General features: G+C 66.2%; 17 protein-coding genes and 2 pseudogenes. 13 read left to right on the top strand and 6 right to left on the bottom strand.

What is annotated here, in order from left to right; genetic code table 11:
- Positions 1-282: 282 nt before the first annotated feature.
- The 5 genes and pseudogenes from ACW2Q0_RS04975 (at position 283) to ACW2Q0_RS04955 (ending at position 5,051) form a co-directional block, all read left to right on the top strand.
- Entirely contained in the window at positions 283-414 is a 132-nt protein-coding gene (locus ACW2Q0_RS04975) for a hypothetical protein (RefSeq protein ID WP_457186609.1), read from the top strand.
- A gap of 154 nt (positions 415-568) precedes the next feature.
- Positions 569-1,177: a hypothetical protein gene (locus ACW2Q0_RS04970; protein ID WP_457186607.1), complete on the top strand. Its 609-nt coding sequence runs from the start codon at positions 569-571 to the stop codon at positions 1,175-1,177.
- Between the two features lie 439 nt (positions 1,178-1,616).
- The gene (locus ACW2Q0_RS04965) at positions 1,617-3,218 is read left to right on the top strand and encodes an NTF2-like N-terminal transpeptidase domain-containing protein (RefSeq protein WP_457186605.1); all 1,602 of its coding nucleotides are present in this window, start codon (positions 1,617-1,619) and stop codon (positions 3,216-3,218) included.
- Between the two features lie 79 nt (positions 3,219-3,297).
- A pseudogene (locus ACW2Q0_RS04960) lies at positions 3,298-3,501 on the top strand (response regulator); the annotation flags it as partial.
- A 44-nt stretch (positions 3,502-3,545) separates the two neighbouring features.
- Complete coding sequence (locus ACW2Q0_RS04955; RefSeq protein WP_457186603.1) at positions 3,546-5,051, top strand: sensor histidine kinase; 1,506 nt, start codon at positions 3,546-3,548, stop codon at positions 5,049-5,051.
- Between the two features lies 1 nt (position 5,052).
- Here ACW2Q0_RS04955 and cqsA read toward each other — a convergent pair whose 3' ends face one another.
- Both cqsA and helR read right to left on the bottom strand, forming a co-directional pair.
- Positions 5,053-6,285 (bottom strand): alpha-hydroxyketone-type quorum-sensing autoinducer synthase, encoded by a 1,233-nt coding sequence (gene cqsA / locus ACW2Q0_RS04950; RefSeq protein WP_457186601.1) that lies wholly within the window; start codon positions 6,283-6,285, stop codon positions 5,053-5,055.
- Positions 6,286-6,461: 176 nt separating this feature from the next.
- Positions 6,462-8,651, bottom strand: coding sequence for an RNA polymerase recycling motor ATPase HelR (gene helR / locus ACW2Q0_RS04945; protein WP_457186599.1), 2,190 nt, complete (start codon positions 8,649-8,651; stop codon positions 6,462-6,464).
- Positions 8,652-9,087: 436 nt separating this feature from the next.
- Here helR and ACW2Q0_RS04940 point away from each other — a divergent pair, with 436 nt between their 5' ends.
- Positions 9,088-9,747 carry a hypothetical protein gene (locus ACW2Q0_RS04940; protein WP_457186597.1) on the top strand — a complete coding sequence of 220 codons (660 nt, stop codon included), beginning with the start codon at positions 9,088-9,090 and terminating at the stop codon, positions 9,745-9,747.
- A 328-nt stretch (positions 9,748-10,075) separates the two neighbouring features.
- Positions 10,076-11,095: an AraC family transcriptional regulator gene (locus ACW2Q0_RS04935; protein WP_457186595.1), complete on the top strand. Its 1,020-nt coding sequence runs from the start codon at positions 10,076-10,078 to the stop codon at positions 11,093-11,095.
- Between the two features lie 65 nt (positions 11,096-11,160).
- Here the strand turns inward: ACW2Q0_RS04935 and ACW2Q0_RS04930 are convergent, their stop codons facing one another.
- The 3 genes from ACW2Q0_RS04930 to folP are packed head-to-tail and all read right to left on the bottom strand — an operon-like array spanning position 11,161 to position 13,369.
- Entirely contained in the window at positions 11,161-11,430 is a 270-nt protein-coding gene (locus ACW2Q0_RS04930; RefSeq protein WP_457186593.1) for a hypothetical protein, read from the bottom strand.
- 50 nt (positions 11,431-11,480) lie between these two features.
- Positions 11,481-12,356 carry a bifunctional 5,10-methylenetetrahydrofolate dehydrogenase/5,10-methenyltetrahydrofolate cyclohydrolase gene (locus tag ACW2Q0_RS04925; protein WP_457186591.1) on the bottom strand — a complete coding sequence of 292 codons (876 nt, stop codon included), beginning with the start codon at positions 12,354-12,356 and terminating at the stop codon, positions 11,481-11,483.
- A gap of 47 nt (positions 12,357-12,403) precedes the next feature.
- Positions 12,404-13,369 (bottom strand): dihydropteroate synthase, encoded by a 966-nt coding sequence (gene folP / locus ACW2Q0_RS04920; protein ID WP_457186589.1) that lies wholly within the window; start codon positions 13,367-13,369, stop codon positions 12,404-12,406.
- A gap of 507 nt (positions 13,370-13,876) precedes the next feature.
- On the opposite strand from folP, the gene ACW2Q0_RS04915 reads away from it, so the two are divergent.
- The 6 genes and pseudogenes from ACW2Q0_RS04915 to ACW2Q0_RS04890 all read left to right on the top strand — a co-directional run bounded on the left by ACW2Q0_RS04915 (position 13,877) and on the right by ACW2Q0_RS04890 (position 19,304).
- Entirely contained in the window at positions 13,877-14,821 is a 945-nt protein-coding gene (locus ACW2Q0_RS04915) for a PDR/VanB family oxidoreductase (protein WP_457186940.1), read from the top strand.
- Between the two features lie 34 nt (positions 14,822-14,855).
- A complete protein-coding gene (locus ACW2Q0_RS04910) occupies positions 14,856-16,067 on the top strand; it encodes a cytochrome P450 (protein ID WP_457186587.1) in 1,212 nt (403 codons plus the stop codon).
- A gap of 39 nt (positions 16,068-16,106) precedes the next feature.
- Positions 16,107-16,388: pseudogene (locus ACW2Q0_RS04905) on the top strand (formyltransferase family protein); the annotation flags it as partial.
- 159 nt (positions 16,389-16,547) lie between these two features.
- On the top strand, positions 16,548-16,742 hold the full coding sequence (locus ACW2Q0_RS04900) for a hypothetical protein (RefSeq protein ID WP_457186585.1): 195 nt from the start codon (positions 16,548-16,550) through the stop codon (positions 16,740-16,742).
- Between the two features lie 11 nt (positions 16,743-16,753).
- Positions 16,754-17,977: a styrene monooxygenase/indole monooxygenase family protein gene (locus ACW2Q0_RS04895; RefSeq protein WP_457186583.1), complete on the top strand. Its 1,224-nt coding sequence runs from the start codon at positions 16,754-16,756 to the stop codon at positions 17,975-17,977.
- A 73-nt stretch (positions 17,978-18,050) separates the two neighbouring features.
- Positions 18,051-19,304, top strand: coding sequence for a styrene monooxygenase/indole monooxygenase family protein (locus ACW2Q0_RS04890; protein WP_457186581.1), 1,254 nt, complete (start codon positions 18,051-18,053; stop codon positions 19,302-19,304).
- Positions 19,305-19,436: 132 nt separating this feature from the next.
- Here the strand turns inward: ACW2Q0_RS04890 and ACW2Q0_RS04885 are convergent, their stop codons facing one another.
- Complete coding sequence (locus ACW2Q0_RS04885; protein ID WP_457186579.1) at positions 19,437-20,060, bottom strand: TetR/AcrR family transcriptional regulator; 624 nt, start codon at positions 20,058-20,060, stop codon at positions 19,437-19,439.
- Positions 20,061-20,326 lie beyond the last annotated feature (266 nt).

Genomic DNA, 20,326 nt, shown 5'->3' with positions numbered 1-20,326 from the left:
TGACCAGCAAATTCTGCGGCGTTCGCCATACCTCGGATTTGCCGGACTCCATCTGAAGTGTGCGCCAGTTCACACGCATGCCTTTGTGTGAGTATCCAAAGCGCTACCGGCTGCCTCAGGATCGGCAATTAGCCTCGGCAGCTGTGCGACTTAGATCACTTCTCACCATGGATCTCGGTCTCGAACTCGTCACCGGCGTAGCCGAGCTCGACCGTTTCGTGCGCTGGGTCCCGACTCGGCTCGGTACCTTGTACGTCCTAATCACCGGCCGAACTCGCGACCATGACGCGGTCCATTCCCGGTGCGGAACTCACGATTGTCGAGGATGCCGCGCACCCCGCCGCCGCGGAAGTGTCCGAGATCGTCAACCAATTGGTCGACGATTTCCTGGCAAACCGCGCCGGAGCACACTGATTCGCGCCGGTCTTGCGTATGGCCGCGCCGCGGCGAACTATTAGCTGTGCGGTGGCCGTGTTCGCGGGCCGTGCGGTCCGAGTGCCCTCGGTGGACCACGACGCGTCAGCCCTCGCGACAGAGCGGAGTGATCCCTCCGCACTAGGAGGACTCGATGTTCATCCAAGTTATTCAAGGAAAGGTTTCCGATGCCGATCGGCTGGGTCGCTGTATGGATCGGTGGACGAAGGAATTGCAGCCGGGAGCCGTCGGCTACCTCGGTATGACCAGCGGGCTGTGCAATGACGGGACGTTCATCGCATTGACGAGGTTCGAATCCGAAGAAGCGGCGCGACGCAATAGCGCTCGTCCCGAGCAGGGCAAGTGGTGGGCCGAGACCGAGCAGTGCTTCGACGGACCCGTGGCATTCATGGATTGCCCCGAGGTGACGCAGTGGCTGGGCGGCGGCTCGGATCAGGCCGGATTCGTCCAGGTCATGGAGGGCCACACGCGCAATCCGCGCCGCATGCGCGAATTGCTCTCCGAAGGCACCGAGCGCATCCATGAACTACGTCCCGAAATCCTCGGCGGCACCCTGGCCACCTATGGCAGCGACGGTTATGTAGAGGCCGTCTACTTCACCTCCGAAGCCGAGGCCCGCGCCCACGAAAAGCTCGAGATCCCAGACGATCTGCGCACCCTCTTCGACGAGGAAAGCGAACTCATGGGCGAAGTCGAATACTTCGACCTACACCGACCGATGCTGGTCTCCCCCCGCCGCTGACCCGAGCCATCGCACATCCAGTGACACCTTCGCACAATCTGCAGAGCCTGTGCGAGGCACTCACTGGATATGCGAATGAGCGGTACCGCCGATCACCGGCAAAGGCGGCCAGATCTTCACACACATCCGCGACACCTTCGGCAACAACTTCGGCGTCTTCAGCCCACCGCCGCAGGCATGATCCGACGGGACCTCGGCCATCAGCCGGGTCCCCTGGTCGGTTCGAACTTTGTTGCGGGGAGCCAACTTAAGCATATTTCGAGTCCATCGCGATTCGGCAGCTATCCGATTTATCGAGTGGATAGCTGCCGAATGCGCGGGCTAGCCTCGAAGTCCATTGCACTGCGCTATCGGATGCTGACGGCCATCAATCACGGTTGAACTCGCGAGAATCGAGGATCCCGATGAGCATGTCCCTGGTCACGGCACCGGACTACACATGATCCGCGCACGCTGCTCGGCGGCACTGGGCGCCGTCATTCTCATACTGGCACTGGGCGGATGCGCGTGCTCGTTCAACGACTACCCGGATGACGCCCGGGTAGCGGTCGAACAGTTCACCGAACTGCTGAACAAGCGACAGGCGGATAGCGCCGCGAAATTGACCTCCCAACCGGGCAATGCCGCCGTATCGCTGCGGCAGGTATTCGACGGACTGGGCCCGGGTGCTCCGGACTTCCGTTTGACGCAATTCATCGCCTTGGATAAGGGGGAGGCCCTCTTCGCCCTGCAGGGCGCGTGGACATTCGGACCCGATCGAAACTGGACATACGATGCGCAGGGCGCGGTGCGAAAGCTGGCGACCGGCTGGCGCATCTCCTGGGATCCCACCATCGTGATGCCGAAATTGGACAACACCCGCACGGTCCACTTGGTCAAGGCCTATGCGCCGCCGACACCGGTGGTGAAGGACGGCCTCGGACAAACGTTGATGACCGAGCAGACCATCGATGTGATCCGGCTCGATCCCACCCGCATCACCGATCCGGTCGCCACCACCGATGCGCTGGCCAAGGCCATCGAACCCATCGCTCCGCTGATCACCGGAGCGTCCATGCGCACGCAACTCGCCGCCGCCCAAGGTAAGCCGGTAGTCGCGGTGAATCTGCGACACGACGACTTCGAGGTCCTCGAACCCGACATCGCGCCGATTCCAGGGGTGGTGACGCAGGCGCGGCCACGGCTGATCTCCGCCGACCGGCGCATCCAATCACCCATGCTCGACGCCCTGCGCACGGCATGGCAGACGAACCGGGACCGGACCGCGGGCTGGGCGGTGCAGCTCTCCGGACCCGACGGACTTCCGATCGCCAACCTCGCCGGACAGCTGGGCGCACCGGCGCCGGATGTGCCCGCGACCCTGGATCCGCACTGGCAGCGCGCCGCCCAGGACGCGGTCAACTACGTCGGGAATCCGGCGGCCGTGGTCGTGATCCACCCCGCGACCGGAGCCGTGGTCGCCGCCGCCGACAACAATGCGGCCAGCGCGAACGAATCGATGGCCTTCACCGGGCTCGCCGCGATCGGCGGCACCATCGAACTACTGCGCACCGCCGCGGCGACCATCGCGCACAAACCACCGCAGAACGTATCCCTCGACGAGATCACCCAGGCCGCCCGCATGTTCGGTCTCGGCGTCGATTTCGAGCTGACGGGTCTGGACAAGGTGAGTTCGCAAATCCCGGCCCCGGGCACCGAAGAAGTCCGACGCGGCGGCCGGACGAATGAAATCCAGGCCAGCCCCTACGGTATGGCAATCCTCGCCGCCACCATCGCCAATGGGCGCATCACCCCACCGATGATCGAAGTCGGTCGCCCGGCCACGACTTCCGCCGCGTCGACACCATTGCCCGCCGAGGTGGTCGATCAACTTCGCGGCCTGATCGGCGGCGGCGGATATGTCACCACCACGGGCGGGCAGGGTTGGCTGCTGGCGAATACCGGCGAGTTGGCCTTCGCACTCCATGTCGAGAATCCGGACAGTCGCGAAACCCTGATTCAGGCAGCCAAGCGCATCTTTCATCCGGAACCGGATAACTAGTCGCCAGCGGATCGAGGCTCACAGCCAACCCCCAGCTTGTCCTGAGCTCCCCCCTTGCTCCGCCCTGCATTCTGATGGAATGAGCACAGCAGAGCCGCAAGCGCGCATCATCGTCATCGACGATGGGCCGATGATTGTCGAACTCCTTGCGGCAAGTCTGCGATTCCAGGGGTTCGAGGTGGTCACCGCGATCAGCGGGGCGGACGGGCTGGACAAGGTGCGCCGGTTCCGGCCCGATGCAGTGATCATGGATGGGATGATGCCGGGCATGGACGGGTTCGGGCGCAGCGTCGGCTATGTGCTGCGCGCACGGCAGCCGAGCCGGATATGAGACCGCGCGAATCACTCGGCCGCCGGGTCTCCGCCATCCCGCTGCGGGTGGGACTTGTTGTCGCCCTGGTCTTCCTGGCCGCCATGGTGCTGTTGTCCACGGGCTTCGCGGTCACCTCCGCCTTGAGTCGATCGCTGACCGCGCGCACCGACGAACAACTCTACGATGCCGCTCGAACCTGGGCCGAGCCGCGCGAGATGAAGCAGGTCGTCACGAATGATGGTGCGACCGTGTGGATTCCGGTCGACCTACCGCAGGTGCCGACACCGCGACTGTTCACCGATCAACCCCGCCGCTTCTACGAGTTGCACAAAGGTCCAGAGGGACAGATCTATCCGGGCACCGCGGTCACGGTCGCCAGCACCGGCACCACACCGGATATCGCTGGGCAAACCCGATCGGAGCCCACGACCGTCGGCTCGACAGACGGATCCGAGTTGCAGTGGCGCGCCCTGACCACCAGCAACCAGTACGGCTCGACGACCATCGCGCTGCCGCTCACCGATAACCAGGAGACGGTATCGCGATTGATCTACTTCGAACTCGGCACCGGAGCGGCCGCGCTGATCGCGCTCGGTGTGGTCGGATACTTCGTCGTGCGGCGCAGTCTGCGACCGCTACGCAAGGTTGAGGAGACCGCGGCAGCGATCGCGGGCGGCGATCTGCACCGGCGGGTTCCGGTGCGCGACGTCGATACCGAGGTCGACCGGTTGGCGCGGTCGTTGAATGCGATGCTCGCGCAGATCCAGCACGGCGTCGCGGCCACCGAAGCCTCCGAAGAGGATGCCCGACGCTCCGAACGCCGGATGCGCCAGTTCATCGCCGATGCCAGCCACGAATTGCGTACCCCGCTCACCACGATTCGCGGTTTCGCCGAACTCTATCGCCAAGGCGCGAGCAAGGATGCGTCCCTGGTGGTAGGACGCATCGAGGCCGAGGCCGAGCGCATGGGCCTGCTGGTCGAGGACCTGCTCATGCTTGCGCGGCTGGATGCCAAACGCCCACTCGACCGCAGCCAAGTGGATCTGCTGTCGCTGGCCGGCGATGCGGTGCACAATGCGCAGGCCATGGCAGCGCGGCAGCAGAGCGATCCGCAGCGCCCGATCACGTTGGAGGTCCGTCCCGGCGTCGGCACCATGGACGTGACCGGCGACGAGGCGCGATTGCGTCAGGTGCTGGCGAATCTGCTCGGTAACGCGCTGGCCCACACTCCGGCTACCGCCGCGATCACCGTGCGGCTCACCCCCTCCGCCGATGAGGTGCGCATCGATGTCGTCGACACCGGCCCCGGCCTCACGCCGGAGGCCGCCGCACGAGTCTTCGAACGCTTCTATCGCACCGACGACTCGCGCGCCCGGGCCAGTGGCGGAACCGGTTTGGGACTATCTATCGTGCACGCTCTCGTCGCGGCGCACGGTGGTCGGGTGCGAGTGGACAGTGAGCCGGGCAACGGCGCGACCTTCACGGTGATCCTGCCGCGTGCGGCGGCCGCCACCGGATAGCTCACCGCGTCGGAACGAGTTGCGCAGGCGGCGGTGCGGGCCTCGGCATTTCGTGCGGCAGCGGTGCCGTACCGCCGAAGGTGTCGCGGACCTCGGCGCACACTTGGATGAGTCGATCCACCTGAGTATCGGTGAGACCCGCATGGAGCGAGAAGCGGATGAGCGCGCGTTCGGGCGCGGTGGCCGGCCAGCACAGGACCGAACCGAAAACGCCACGGGCCTCCAGGAAGTCACGGATCGCGATGGTGCGCTCATCCGATCCGGTCTGTAGCGCGACAATATGGCTGGCCGAACCCTCCAGGTCGAACTCCAGGGCCAGCAGCGCACGTCGCACAATCGTGGAGATTTCGCGCAGCCGGACCCGCCGCCAATCGTCGGCGCGAATCACGTCCAACGTCGCGGCCAGACCGGCGATATCGTGCGGCAGCAGCGTCGCGGAGAAGACCGCGGGATCGGATTCCATCTTGAAGTAGTCGACGAAATCGATATTGTTCGCGGCGATGAATCCGGCGCGTCCCGCGAAAGCCGTCGCGAGGCTGGCGATTCGGAACGGCACCCGGTCGGTGAGTCCGAGCGCGACCACCACGCCGGCGCCGTAGGGCCCGTCGGTGCCGAGCGAATGCGATTCGTCGACTACCAGCACACTGCCGGTTTCGTCGACCACATCGCAGATCTGAGTCAGCGGACACCGACTCCCGTTGGTGCTGTAGATCGAATCCACCGCGACGATGCCGGGGCCATGCCTGCGGATCTCGTCGCGCAGATGGCCCGGAAAATTGTGACGGAACGAAAATACTGGTGCGCCAGCGGTTTTCGCGCCGTGCCAGAAAGACATATGTGCGATGTGGTCGACATAGACCGGCGTATGCGCGTCGGCGATCGACTGCATCAATCCGGCATTCGCATCCCAGCCCGACTGGCACAGAATTCCGGCCGCCGCCCGCATATGTTCGGCAAGCGCCCTTTCCAGCGCGATCTGCGGGTGGTCGTGGCCGTGCAGGAAGACACCCGACGGCGGCGCTCCCCCGCTTGTGTTCTGCAACGCCGCGCACATCGCGCCGACGATATGCGGCACGCGTGCCAGTGCGAGATAGTCATTGCTGGTCAGCACGACATCACCCGGCCTCGGTCTGCGACCGTGCAGAATATGCCGTCCGCCCCAAGCGATCGCAATCCGTTCCGTGTGGAATCGGTTGACGCGAAGGAATATGCGGTCGGCGACCGACATTGTCATCTGAACTCCTTTCACTGCAATCAGCTACTACAGAGCACATACCGAGCAGATTGAATCACTCCCCACCGCCAGATGCACCGAAATCGCCAACTCGACCCGGGAATCTGTCGCACACCGAGGCGGGCAGCGATCTGACGGCGGCCCCGGCACCGCCGCCGGGGCCGCACACCAATCTCCTAATTCCTCGCCGGCGCGGGCGCGGCCAGTGCGGTGAGCGCCTGCGGCAACGGGCCTTTATGCAGGACGCCGAGCCGTTGTGTCGCCCGGGTAAGGGCGACATAGAGTTCGGCCGCACCGCGTGGCCCGTCGGCCAGGATCCGCACCGGTTCAACCACCAGCACGGCGTCGAATTCCAGGCCTTTCGTCTCCGATGCAGGCACCGTGCCCGGCACGCCCGGTGGTCCGATCACGACGCTGGTGCCATCGCGATCGGCTTCGTCCCGCACGAATTCCACTATGGCAGTGGATAATTCGTCCTCGGACACCTGCTTGGACCACGGCTGGACACCGCACGCGCGGACCGACTCGGGTGGCTGGACTCCGGGCGCGAACTCGGCGAGCAGCGCGGCGGCGACGGTCATGATCTCCGCTGGGGTGCGGTAGTTCACCGACAGCGACCGGTAGACCCAGCGGCCAGGCACGTACGGCTCGAAGATCGTGTCCCACGATGTCGCTCCGGCCGCCGACCGGCGTTGGGCGAGATCGCCGACCACCGTGAACGATCGGCTCGGGCAGCGCCGCATCAATACCCGCCAGTCCATTTCGGATAGTTCCTGGGCCTCGTCGACCACGACGTGCCGGTAGGTCCAATCCCGATCCGCGGCAGCGCGTTCGACGAGTTCACGGGTGTCGCGTTCGAGGAAACGCTCGGCGAGATCATCGGCGTCGAGCATGTCCTGGGCGATCAGGCCGATATCGTCGTTCAAGTCCTCGCGCTCGATGAGTGTGTCGAACACACCGGCGGCGTACTCGGCCGCGGCCTTGCGTTCCCGTTCGGCGGCGCGCGCGGCGGCCTCATCGGCCGCCTTGTCGCGGCCGAGCAGGTCGACCAACTCGTCGAGCAACGGCACATCCGACACCGTCCAGGCCGCGCCGTCGGCCCGCCACAGCGACTGGTCGGCACCGGCCGCACGCAGCCGTTCTGCGGACGAATATAGCTGTGCCAGCAGCGTTTCCGGTGTCAGAATCGGCCAGAGTTCGTCGAGCGCGGCGGTGAACCGGTCGGTGTCGGCGAGTTCGGCGAGCAGGTCCGTCCGCAGGGTCTCCCACGCTTCGCGGTCCTCCCGGGTCAGCCAGCCGCGGCCGATCCGGGTTATGGCCCGTTCGGTGAGTACGTACGTGACGATCTCGCTGAACACCGCGCGAGCTTCGTTGTGCGGCAACCCACTTGCGCGTGCCTCCGCCCTGGCCCACTCCGCGGTCTCGGCATCGATCCGCACGGTGACGTCGTCGAGTTCGATCCGCATCGGATGTTCCGGCAACCGCTGCCGATCGGCGATCGCCGCCGCAAGTACGTCCAGCATCTTCAGCGAGCCCTTGCACCGCACGGCTTCCGGGGTGTCCTCGGCGGTGACGCGCAGACCTGGCACAAGGTTGCCAGTGGTCATGAATACGACGTTCGTCTCGCCCAGCGATGGCAGGACGCGGCCGATGTGGTTGAGGAAGGCCGGGTTGGGCCCGACTACGAGCACACCGTGACGTTCCATCCGCTCCCGCTGGGTGTAGAGCAGGTACGCGACGCGGTGCAGCGCCACCACGGTCTTCCCGGTGCCCGGACCACCCTCGATCACCAGCACACCCGGATGATCGAGCCGGATGATCTGGTCCTGCTCGGCCTGGATCGTCGCCACGATGTCGCGCATCCCTTCACCGCGTGGGGCGTTCACCGCGGCAAGCAGCGCCGCGTCCCCCCGCTCGCCCGCACTGGGGCGGCCGAGAACCTCGTCGGTGAAATCGACAATGCGACGCCCGCGAGTGTGGAACTGGCGCCGACGACGCATATTTTCCGGAGTCGCGGCGGTAGCGATGTAGAACGCGCGCGAGGCAGGTGCCCGCCAATCGAGCAACAGCGGTTCGTACTCGTTGTCCTCGTCGAAAATTCCGATCCGGCCGATGTAGGAATGTTCACCCGAAACGGTGTCCAACCGGCCGAAACACAGCCCGTTGTCGGCCACGTCCAGCCGCTTCGCCTCCTTGGCCAGTGCACGCACCTCGAAATCGCGCTCCATCGGTGACCCGCCGGTTCCCCGCAGCGCGGCGGTGTACCGCCCCTTCACGCGCGCGCGTTCGGCGTCGAGCCGCGCGTACAGCGCGGCCACGTAGCTGCGCTCGGACCGCAATTCGTCTTCGTACTCCTGGGTGGTCAAATGTCCCTCCTTTTCCTGACTCGACGGGTTCATTTCCGCAGGTACTGGCTTCGGCCAGTGATTGTGCGGGACGACCGGGGTCTTGCCGCAAGCCCCCGGGTGCGCTATAGGTTGAATATGGAGGGAGTTCTTCCCTTCTCCGCCGTTTCCGAGGCCGATAACGGTTGGGCGAGGACGATTCGGGCAACCAGGACTATCTCGACGGCCGCCGAGCCGCGGGTGCGGGGGCTCGCATCAGCCAGTGAGGTATTCGCCTCCCCCTTCTGAGCACAGGGCGTCATCGCGATGAGCATTCCGTCACGCTGATCTTGGATTCACACCGCAGGGCGGACGGCTCGCCAGGTCGGAGCTGGCCACGCAGACCGAACCGCCGTAGCCGGCGACGGCGCACTGCCTGTGGCGACGATCTGTCGGGGCACGTCGTTAATCTGCGGACATGGTCAGACCCGAGTCGGCACTACGCCGTCTGCTGCGTGAAACAGGCAAACTATTGCAACCGTATGGGTTTCACGGCTCCGACCCCAGGTGGATTCGGGTCGAGCCGGGCGGCGTCGCGTCCGTCGGCCGCACCCGAGTCTCCCGCACGTGGACCAGCGGACAGCAGGTGATCCGATTCGGGCTGGAGCTCAACGCGACACCGACGGCGTGGTGGGAATTCCGCAACTGGCGCAACGCTCAGCTGGGGCTGCCGCCCACTCCACTGGAAGAAGCTACCGGCCCAGACTTGATCAACACCCACCCTCTGCCCGAGGAGCTGACCGCGCTGTGGTCCCTGCGGCTCGACCCGGCACAATCCGGCCAGCACGTGCTGCAATCCGATATCGAGACCATTCGCACCGAACTGCCTCGGCGCGTACACGCCCACGCGCGCAGAGCATTACGGCTGCTGGAGCCGGAGCGATATCTCGATGAGTTACTCACTCATCCCGAGCCGCGCACCTGGGAGGCGATTGTCGTCCTGCTCGCCGATCAAGGGCCCAGACCACAACTCGACGACGCATTCGGCCAGCTCCGGAAGTGTTTCGCGGAGCGCGATGCGTCGACGTACGCGGAAGAGGTCATCGCGTACGCACAAACCCGAGCTGCTCTGGTCTGATCGAGTACGCGTTGACGTCGTTTTGCGGGCCGCCGGGCGAACTGTCGTCGTCCAGCTCGTGACGGTTCGTTTACGCGGAAATAACACAAAGAGGGAGTGCTCACTCACCAAGTGGTGTATGCTAGGTCACACCAAGCCCGGCGCCCGCGAAGGGCTCGAGCGTTGACGCTGCTCGAGCGTTGACGCTGAGGAGCGAAAGACGAATGGCGGTGTCGCGGGCGCGACGAATCCGGTGACGCCGACCGGCAGGCATATCCGATGGACGACACAACCCGCGGCCGACACGGCGAGCTCGGTGCCGCGTAGAGAAGCGACCAGGTGTTTTCCCATGCATGACCTTTCCAGTGAGCCCGTGCTTCCCCTGGCGCGTCACCGACTCGCGGTCACCGGTTCCCCGGAGGAGATCCAGTCGATGGTGGGCCGCGAGATCAACGACTACCGGTTATCGCTGGTCGGGCGAGGCGAGCAGCTGAGCGCACGCTTCCACGGGGTTTCGCTGCGCAATGCCGGTCTCTACTATCTGGCGTACGGTGCCCCGGTGCGGCTGCACATTCTCGACCCCGGCGGATTCGTGGTTCAGATGCCTCTCGCCGGTTCGGCGGCGATCTCCATGACCGGAGCCGAACCCTTCGTCTCCAATTCTCTTCGCCCAGCTGTCCTGCAGCCCCGCACGGGGGCGGGCATCAGTCTCGACGCCGCCTGCGAGCACCTGCTCATCCGGCTCGATGAGGATCTGGTCCGGTCTGTGCTGCGGAAGAAGCTGTGCCGCGATGTGAAAGGGCCTGTCGCTTTCGAGCCGCAGATGGACCTGACGATCGGCGCGAACCGCGCCTTCCGGGAATTGCTGACCCTGCTGACGAACATGCTGGACAACGACGTCAGCCATACTTCCCTGGCGATCTCGGAGTTCGAGACGCTCCTGGCGGGACAGCTGCTGATCGGTCAACCGAACAGATACAGCGACGAGCTGCACCGGCCGGCGCGACCTGCGGTCGCACGCACGATCTCCCGGGCCGCCGATCTCATCGAGGCCCACGCCGACCAGCACCTGACCGGCGACGACATCGCCGCCGCGGTCGGAATCAGCACGCGCTCATTGCAGGACGGGTTCCGCCGCTATTTCGGCGTGACGCCGAGAACCTACATCCGCAACGTCCGGCTCGAGCGCGTGCGCTACGAGCTGCTCTACGCGGACCCCGCCAGGGTAACCGTCACCTCGGTGGCTCTGCGCTGGGGTTTCTCCCATCTTGGACGTTTCTCCGCGTTATACCGCACCGCGTTCGGCGAGAGTCCCTCGGATACCTTGCGGCTGAAGGACGACTCGCGGACGCACATCGAATGCGGTTGACACTCGGTCGGATCCCGCCGATGAGTTGGCGGCGGCGGGGCGGGTCTGTCGGCCCCGCCGCCTGATCATCGGTATCGATCGGCGCCCGCGGTCCGGAGCCGGAGATCCGGCGCTGGGAAATCGGCTTGCCGGGAGCGTGCCACGCGTTCGACGACGTCGGCGGTCTCACGGTCCAGGAAGTCGGGGTAGCGCCGCAGCAGCTGTCGGACCCGCGCGAAAAAGATGTCGTCCGCGAGCCCGAAGGTAACCAGGATGTCCTCGGCGTGACCGCCGCCGAAGCGTGCCCACCGCTCGGCGAAGACGAGCATCAGGTGGTGCTCGTCAGGGATGCCCATCTCTCGCTGCGGCCGCCTGCCCGTGCTCGTCCAACGGGCCATGCGAACGGTCACGCGGTCACGCCGGCGAACGGACGCGTCAGCGCCGATTCCGCCGCCGTGACTGTGTTCTCCAGCAGCATCGCGATCGTCATCGGCCCCACTCCCCCCGGGACCGGAGAGATCCAGCCGGCCCGGCGCGCTACCTCGTCGAAACGCACGTCGCCGACGAGCCCCGCGACGGTGTTGTGAATGCCGACGTCGATGACGGCGGCGCCCGGCTTGATGTGCTCAGCGCCGACCAGGCCACGCCGGCCGGTGGCGACTACGACGATGTCGGCGCGTGCGGTGACGGCGGCCAGATTCCGGGTCAGGATGTGGGCGACGGTCACCGTCGCGCCGCGGTGCAGGAGCAATTCCGCGGTGGGATGGCCGACCAACTCGGACTTGCCGATCACGACGGCCTCCGCGCCCTCGATGGGTACTCCGGCATGGTCGAGCAAGCGGATCACTCCCGTCGGGGTGCACGGCCGGAGGCCGTCGACACCACGGGCCAACTTGCCTTGATTCAGCGTGGTGAGACCGTCGACGTCCTTCTCCGGCGGGATCCGCTCGATCAACGCCGCTCGATCGAGGTGCGCGGGCAGGGGAAGCTGCAACAGGATTCCCGAGACCCGCTCGTCGTCGGCCAGCTCCTCGATGCATCGGGCGACCTCGTCGCCGGAACTCGTCGCGGGGAGGTGGACATGGAAATCCGCCATTCCCGCCTGGATCGCGGCGTGGCGTTTGTTTCGGACGTAGACCTCGCTGGCCGGGTCGTCGCCGACCAGGATAGTGGCCAGGCCCGGAGCGAACCCCCTGGCGCGGGCGATCCTATCCGCCCGCTCGGCCGTGTGCGCACGGCTCATGGCGGCCACGGTCTTTCCGTCGATGACGATGGCATTCATGTGAACTCGACTTCTCCGAGTGGTAGGAACGGGTGGCGGCGATCGGCTCAGTCGCGAACGATCCACCGCACGCCGGCGACTGCCGTCGTGCAGTGCTGCCAATCCCCGTCGTTGTGGACAAAGTGGTCGCTTCCCAGCCGTTGCTTCGCGAGCTGGGAGGTGCGCAGGGCCAGCCGGGTGAGCTGCACGTTGTGCACGCGGAGGAAGGCCGCCCCGCTCGCCGCGAGCTGCGCGCTGAGCAGCGCGGTCGCCAGATCGCGCTCGCCGGACCGCGGATCGCCGGGCACGATCTCGGCCAGGAACCGCTTGCGGGATACCCCGACCATGACGGGGCAGCCGATGGTCTCCAGGCTGCCGAGCTCGCGGAGCACGGCCCAGTTGTGCTCGGGTAGCTTCGCGAACCCGATCCCAGGGTCCACGATGAGCCGATCCCGGCGCACCCCGGCGTCCTGGGCGCACTGCACCCGGTCCATCAGTTCGATCGCGACCTCGGCGGCCGGGTCGTCGTAGCGGGCGTGGCTCTGCATCGTTGCTGGGTTGCCCCGGAGGTGACCGAGCACGACACGGCAGTCCAGCGCGGCGAGGGCCGACAACATGGCGGGATCGTGGAGGCCTCCGGACACATCGTTGACGACGGCCGCTCCCAGTTCCACCGCTCGTCGCGCGGTGCTGGAGTTCATGGTGTCGATCGAAACGGTCACCCCGCGTGCCGCCAGGCCGGCGACGACCGGCAGGACACGACGTTGTTCCTCCTCGGGGGACACCGGCACGGCCCCGGGCCGGGTGGACTCGCCACCGACGTCGACGATGTCCGCCCCGTCCCGGTGTAACCGGAGTCCGTGCTCGATCGCCGTGTCGGCTCCGAAGAACCGGCCTCCGTCGCTGAACGAGTCCGGGGTGACATTCACGATGCCGACCAGGGTGGCCGAAGTCGGCTCGGAGGAGCGCATGTCGTTCTCCAGAGTTGCCGGCTCCGAAAAGTCGTCCGGGATCCGGCGGGTTTCGATCATCATGGCCTCGCGATTCTCGAGCAGGGAGCACGGGGTGCGAACGAGCCGGCACATCCCGGCCACGTCATAGGGATTTCTCTTTCCGGAGGGTGGTTCTGCGATAGCGGTCGACGGCGCTTCTCCGAAAAGACCGCGCGGCTCGCAAGGCCGACGGAAACCGACTCTGTAACGGGCACAACCTATTACCGGTCGGGGTGTCTGTCGCATTCCGCGCCGCGTCAACCGTGAACGGGGTCGGGAATCTCCGCTTCGGGCCGTCGCCCTTCGGATGTCGACAGTACGAAAGCCATTCGGCAGGAGCTATCCAGCTGCCGCACGATCTGTCCACGTCCCCGCCGCCGGTGAGCGGCGCGACCGGAATTTCTCGCGCAGTGAGAAGGCGATGGTTTCCGCGTGTCGGCGCGCGCCATGCTGTGGCCCACGGATCGGTCCGAGAGGAATGCGCCAGTGGATCTGTACGAGAACGAGCAAGCCCGGTCGAATGAGCCGAATACGGGCGCCGTTATTGCCATGCCGGGAGCGAGCGAGCTGGTGGTTCGCGAACGCCGGTCCATCGCCGAGGGCGTGGTCTGCCTCGATCTGGCCAGGCCGGACGGGGAGAGACTGCCCGATTGGACGGCCGGATCGCACATAGATCTGGTCCTGCCGAACGGGGTGGTGCGTCAGTATTCCCTTTGTGGCGACCGCTGGGACGCCCACAGCTACCGAATCGCGGTCCTGCGCGAGCCGGACGGCAGGGGCGGCTCCGCCTACGTGCACGATCGGCTCCGGGTGGGTGACCATGTCGGGGTGGGCGGCCCGCGGAACAACTTCCATGTCGTTCCGGCGACGAAGTACTACTTCATAGCCGGCGGCATCGGCATCACCCCGCTGTTCGCGATGATTCGCGAAGCCGAGCGGGCCGGGGCCGAATGGAGCCTGCTCTACGGCGGCCGGACGAGGTCGTCCATGGCGTTCGTAGACGAACTGTCCCGCTACGGGGATCGGGTCACTATCGCGCCCCAGGACGAATGCGGGCTGCTGGACCTCGCCGGATACCTGTCGGGGCTGGCGGACGGCGACAAGGTGTACTGCTGCGGACCGGCTCCGCTGCTCGATGCCGTGGCGGGCCTCACCGACGTCATCCCGCCGAACGCGCTGCGCATCGAACGCTTCGCGGCGGGGGAGGTCGCGCCCGCGGTACGCGACGAACCCTTCGAGGTCGAGCTGGCCCGCAGCGGCATCGCCGTCACGGTCGATCCGCAGACCTCGGTGCTGGAGGCGATCGCGGCCGCCGGGGTCTCCGTACTGACCTCCTGCCGGATGGGGGTGTGCGGCACCTGCGAGACGACCGTGCTTTTTGGCGAGCCGGACCACCGGGACTCGATTCTCGACGACGTCGAGCGGCGCGCAGGCGACTGCATGTACGTCTGCGTCTCACGGTCGATCGGCGATCGGCTCGTTCTCGACCTCTGATCGCAGCACACCAGTTCGAGCACAGGAGATAGTCATGCCAACGACCACCGACGAACCGATGATCCCGGTGAGCAGCCGTGATCCGTTCGACCTGGAAATCCTGCGGAATCCGCACGAGTTCCACCGTGAGCTGCGGGACGCCGCGCCCATCGTTCACCTTCCGGCGTACGACGTCTACGCGATGGGCCGGTACGAGGAAGTCCATCAGGCGCTCACCGACTGGCAGAGCTTCCAGTCCGCTGCCGGGGTGGGACTGAGCAACTGGCGCTACGAGAAGCCCTTCCGTCCGCCGAGCCTGCTGCTGGAAGCCGATCCGCCGAAGCACGATTCACCGCGACGGGTGGTCGAGGGCATCCTCGGGCCGCGTGCGCTGCGCCGGCTCCGGCCGGCTTGGTTCGCCGACGCCGAGACGCTCGTCGACGAGGTGCTGAGCGAAGGCAACGAGTTCGACGCGGTCACCCACCTGTCGGAGGCGTTCCCGCTGCGGGTCTTCCCCGATGCCGTCGGGCTGCCCGCCGAAGGACGCCGGGAGAACCTGCTGCCGTACGGCGACCACATCTTCAACGTGGTGGGGCCGACCAACTCTCTCGTCCAGTCCGGAGCAAACGACTTCCCGGGGTACGCGGCGTGGGCCGAGGAGCGTTGCCGCCGGGAAGTGCTGTCGCCGAACGGTTTCGGCGCCCAGATCTGGGCGGCGGCGGACCGCGGCGACATCCTGCATTCGCAGGCGCCGCTGCTGGTGCGATCGCTGCTGTCCGCCGGCGTCGACACCACCATAACCGGTATCTCGGCGATGCTGTACGCCCTCGCCTCCCATCCGGGCCAGTGGCGGAAGCTGCGCGACGATCCGCGCCTCGTGCGAACGGCCTTCGACGAGGCGGTTCGCTGGCATTCCCCCGTCCAGGTCTTCTTCCGCACGGCTACCCGCGACATCCACCGTGGCGACGTCATGATCCCGGACGGGCGCAAGATACTGATGTTCCTCGGGTCGGCCAATCGCGACCCGCGGCGCTGGTCCGATCCCGACCGGTTCGACCTCGAGCGTGACCCGTCCGGGCATGTCGGGTTCGGTATGGGCATTCATCAGTGCGTTGGTCAGCACATCGCCCGGCTGGAAGCAGAAGCCCTGTTCACTGCCCTGCTCGAGCGCGTGCGTGCGATCGAGCTCACCGGCGAACCGGTCATCCACGTCAACAACACCCTGCGCGGGATCGATTCGCTGCCGGTCCGGCTGCAGATCGCCTGATCGATGCTCCGGTCTACACGATCGGAGAAGATCGAGATCCCGATCATCAATATCCACCACTCGTTCCTGCCTGCGTCTATCGGCGTCGCCCCCTACCGGAAGGCCAAGGAGCGCGGTGTCGAGTTCATCGGCGCCACCGCGCACCACATGCCGCAGGATCTCGACGAAGGGCCGGTCATCGAGCCGGACGTGGTGCGAGTGACCCATGAGCACTCGGTCGCCGATCTGCAGCGCCATGGCGCCGATGTCGAGCGCGCTGTGCTGTCGAGGGCGGTGGCCTGGCATGCCGACGATCACGGTAACCACACCATCGTCTTCTGACCACCATCGTCCGCGCTGTCGTACCCCTCGCGACGAATCTCGATCCGGCCGCGCTCTTCATGGCGATCCGGACGATTGTGTATCGCGACCGCGTGGCGACGATCGGCACCCGGCGGCGGAATAACGATTCTCTCGGATCCGGGTGAGGAACTCGTCGAAATGAAATTGAAGGCCCAGGCATTGCTGGATGCGATGACGACGGGCGGCGCTGCGGGCGAATCGCGGCGGACGGTGTGGTGGGACAAGGTTTGCGCTGCAGGGATAGTCAGCCCGAACAGCGATTTGAAAGACTCCGAGAGCGAAGAGAATTCGGGCTCGGGGCCGCACCGATTCGGTGACAGGGCATCAATCTGAGGAGTCGCGCAATGCGCACAATCACAATTATCGGAGCCGGACAAGCCGGCTTGCATCTCGGCATCGGCCTGGTCGACGCGGGCTATGACGTGCGAATCGTCTCGAATCGCTCGGCTGAGGAGATCGCAAACGGACGGGTCACCTCCAGCCAGGTGATCATGGGCGTCGGCCGGGCTCGGGAGCAGGCCCTCGGTCTCGACTTCTGGAAGTCCGAGGCCCCGGTGATCACCGGTACCGTCACCGATATCACCGACGGGAACGGCGAGCGCGTCATGTCGTACGGCGCGCGATTCGATCTTCCCGCCCAGTCGATCGACCAGCGGGTCAAGATGCCTCGCTGGATGGACGAGTTCACCCGCCGCGGCGGACAGCTCGAGGTGCGGGACGCGAACGTCGACGACTTGGAGCAGTACGCGAAGTCCTCGGATCTCGTGATTGTCGCCGCAGGTAAGGGGGAGATCGCGCGGATCTTCGAGAGGGACGCGCTGCGCTCCACTTTCGATGTCCCGCAGCGGACCCTGGCGGTCGCGTACCTGAAGGGCATGCAGCCTCGTTCGTCCAGTCCGCAGGTGGTCTTCGGGATCCACCCCGGGGTCGGGGAGTACCTCGCCGTGCCTGCGCTCACCACGTCAGGACCCTGCGACATCATCATTCTCGAGGCGCTCCCGGGCGGACCCACCGACGTTTTCGCGGGGATGACCGACCCGCAGCAGATTCTCGAGCAGATCCGGTCCATCGTGAACAAATACATGCCCTGGGAAGGCGAGCGCATCCGCGATGTCGAGCTGACCGACGCTGGTGGTGTTCTCACCGGCGCGTTCGCCTCGACGATCCGGAAGCCGGTGGGAGTTCTCCCCTCCGGCGCGACGGTGCTCGGCATCGCCGATGTTGTCGTGCTGAACGATCCGATCACCGGCCAGGGGTCGAACAATGCCGCCAAGGCCGCGGCCTCCTATCTGGCGAGCATTCTCGAGCACGGCGACCGTCCCTACGACGACAAGTTCAAGATCGATACCTTCGAGCGCGCATGGGATCACGTGCAGTACTCCGCGCGGACAACCGACACCTTCCTGCTGCCGCCGTCGCAGGAAATGCTGAATGTGCTCGGCGCCGCCGCTGAGAGCCCGCGGGTGGCCGCCCGATTCGTGAACAGCCTCGACGAGCCGCGTGATTTCGGCCTGTGGCTGCTCGACCCCGAACGCTCGACCGAATACCTCCAGGAACTGTCTCGCTGACCATTCCCGCGACGGACGAATCCACAATGCGTACGCACGCACAACCCCGCTTGTACCACGGAAGGTAATCACCATGCGCACCATCACCATCGTCGGGGCCGGGCAAGCCGGTCTACAGCTCGGGATCGGACTGGTCGACGAGGGCTACGACGTCAGGATCATCTCGAATCGCACCGCCGAGGAAATCGAGAACGGGCGAGTGATGTCCAGTCAGGTCATCTTCGGCAACGGTCGTGCCCGCGAGGCCGCGCTGGGTCTGGATTTCTGGAACGACGCTCCGGAGATGGACACGATCTCGGTGACCATTCCGGACGGCCAGGGCGGCAAGGCGCTCTACTGGTCCGCCCGGATGGACCTGCCCGCCCACTCGATCGACCAGCGCGTGAAATACGCCCGCTGGATCCGCGAATTCATCGCCCGCGGAGGCACTTTCGAGGTGCACACGGCGACGATCGACGATCTCGAGGAATACGCGCGGTCCTCGGACCTCGTGCTGGTCGCCGCCGGTAAGGGCGAGATTTCCGGGTTGTTCGAGCGCGACCCCGAGCGGTCGCCCTACGATTCGCCGCAGCGCGCGGTGGCCGTGGCGTACCTCAACGGTGTCACTACCCGCGCGGGGGAGACGCCGTCGACCTTCAGCTACAACGTGATTCCCGGAGTCGGGGAGTTCATGTTGCCGCCCGCGCTCACGACGACGGGGCCCTGCCGGATCGCCGTGGTGTCCGCGGTGCCGGGCGGCCCGTTCGACGTCTTCCGTGGTCTGACCGACCCGCAGGAGCATCTGAGCCGGCTCCGGACGCTGCTCGGCTCCTTCCTTCCGTGGGAGGCGGAGCGGGTACGCGACGCCGAGCTGACCGACGACCTCGCCGTCCTCGCCGGCGCGTTCGCGCCGACCGTGCGCAAACCGGTCGGCGTGCTCCCCTCCGGCGCGACCGTGCTCGGTATGGGCGATGTGCTCGTGCTGAACGATCCGATCACCGGGCAGGGCTCGAACACGGCGAGCAAGTGCGCCGCGTCCTACCTGGCGAGCATTCTCGAGCGCGGCGAACAGCCATTCGACGACGACTTCAAGAGCCGTACCTTCGGGCGCTTCTGGGATTACGCGAAGTACGTCACCCAGTGGACCAACGCCTTCCTGGCGCCGCCGCCACCGCACGTCATGCAGATCCTCGGCTCTGCCGCGGGCAGCCCCCGGATCGCCCGGCGATTCGTGAACGGCTTCGACGAACCGCGCGACTTCTTCCTGTGGTTCACCGATCCGGCCCTCGCCGGCGCGTATCTGCAGGAGGCCGTCGGCGCACCGGCTCTGGAACACGCGCCCGCCTGACCCCACGCAGGTCTGCCCCGTCGCGGTGCCCGCCGCCCCGCCCATCGAATCAGCAAGCGGAGCTGCCGATCCAGACCAGCGGCGGAACTGACGCCGGCACCCTCGGTGCCGGCGTCGCGTCGTCTCGGCTACTCAGGGCGTCAGCAGTGCGTGGACCATGCGCCGCCACAGCTCGAAGTGCCGTTCCCGGTCGTATCCGGGAGAGCTCTTGCCGATCAGATCCCGCACCGTCGGCATGTACGACAGCGCGGAGACGAGCAAGGTCGCGGTGGCATCGGCGTCGATGTCTCGAAAGACACCGGCGGCGGTGCCATCGCGGATGATCTGCGCGAAGCGACAGAAGACGTTCTGCTCGATCACCTCCCACAACCGATCCAGCCCGGGGCCTTCCTCGAGCTCTCGGAAGATGATCCGCAGCAGGTTCCGGTTCTCGCTCAGCCCGTCGAGAACGAACCGGGCGGCCGTCTCGAGATCCTCGAAGGGATCCGCGGAGCCGGATCTCGCGGCGTCCATCACGCGGGAGATGTACCCGATGTGATGATCGATGACCGCGGTCAGCAGGTCGTTCTTCGAGGAGTAGTGCTTGTAGAGCGCGCCGGAGCCGGCGGTCAAGCCTGCTGCGGCCTGGATGCTTCCGACGGAGGTGCGAGCATAGCCGTGTGTGGCGAACAGTTCGATGGCGGCATCGAGCAGCCGGTCGCGAGTCCGCGGCGCGTTCTCCTCAGCGACCTGCGCCGCGCCGATTTCCCCAGCCACGGGGTCTCCCTTGGTCCGGCTCATGCCTGCAGAACCACCGCCCCCCGCGTGTCGTTGAGTAGAGCCTCGGCCACCGTCAGTAAGACCCTACTACCTCGCGGATCGAGCCGGGCTCCGGCCCGCCTGGGCCGGGATGCGACTCGCCTGCGGGCCATGTGGATAACGGGATAGAGGTCGCGCTGGCGGGATAGAGACGAACCGATAATCGCGGTAACTTTTCCGCACAATCCGAACAGTGACCGCGAACACAATTCGAGGTGCGGTAC

The sequence above is a fragment of the Nocardia citri genome, from assembly GCF_054065835.1.
Note: the sequence above shows the minus strand (reverse complement) of the source record. Positions and strands in the feature narration are given on the sequence as shown.

Excerpts from the sequence above, each read along its gene's own strand:
- ACW2Q0_RS04975 (WP_457186609.1), top strand. The coding sequence starts at position 283 with ATGACGCGGTCCATTCCCGGTGCGGAACTCACGATTGTCGAGGATGCC.
- ACW2Q0_RS04970 (WP_457186607.1), top strand. The coding sequence starts at position 569 with ATGTTCATCCAAGTTATTCAAGGAAAGGTTTCCGATGCCGATCGGCTG.
- ACW2Q0_RS04965 (WP_457186605.1), top strand. The coding sequence starts at position 1,617 with ATGATCCGCGCACGCTGCTCGGCGGCACTGGGCGCCGTCATTCTCATA.
- ACW2Q0_RS04955 (WP_457186603.1), top strand. The coding sequence starts at position 3,546 with ATGAGACCGCGCGAATCACTCGGCCGCCGGGTCTCCGCCATCCCGCTG.
- cqsA (WP_457186601.1), bottom strand. The coding sequence starts at position 6,285 with ATGACAATGTCGGTCGCCGACCGCATATTCCTTCGCGTCAACCGATTC.
- ACW2Q0_RS04940 (WP_457186597.1), top strand. The coding sequence starts at position 9,088 with ATGGTCAGACCCGAGTCGGCACTACGCCGTCTGCTGCGTGAAACAGGC.
- ACW2Q0_RS04935 (WP_457186595.1), top strand. The coding sequence starts at position 10,076 with ATGCATGACCTTTCCAGTGAGCCCGTGCTTCCCCTGGCGCGTCACCGA.
- ACW2Q0_RS04930 (WP_457186593.1), bottom strand. The coding sequence starts at position 11,430 with ATGGGCATCCCTGACGAGCACCACCTGATGCTCGTCTTCGCCGAGCGG.
- ACW2Q0_RS04925 (WP_457186591.1), bottom strand. The coding sequence starts at position 12,356 with ATGAATGCCATCGTCATCGACGGAAAGACCGTGGCCGCCATGAGCCGT.
- folP (WP_457186589.1), bottom strand. The coding sequence starts at position 13,369 with ATGATGATCGAAACCCGCCGGATCCCGGACGACTTTTCGGAGCCGGCA.
- ACW2Q0_RS04915 (WP_457186940.1), top strand. The coding sequence starts at position 13,877 with ATGCCGGGAGCGAGCGAGCTGGTGGTTCGCGAACGCCGGTCCATCGCC.
- ACW2Q0_RS04910 (WP_457186587.1), top strand. The coding sequence starts at position 14,856 with ATGCCAACGACCACCGACGAACCGATGATCCCGGTGAGCAGCCGTGAT.
- ACW2Q0_RS04900 (WP_457186585.1), top strand. The coding sequence starts at position 16,548 with ATGAAATTGAAGGCCCAGGCATTGCTGGATGCGATGACGACGGGCGGC.
- ACW2Q0_RS04895 (WP_457186583.1), top strand. The coding sequence starts at position 16,754 with ATGCGCACAATCACAATTATCGGAGCCGGACAAGCCGGCTTGCATCTC.
- ACW2Q0_RS04890 (WP_457186581.1), top strand. The coding sequence starts at position 18,051 with ATGCGCACCATCACCATCGTCGGGGCCGGGCAAGCCGGTCTACAGCTC.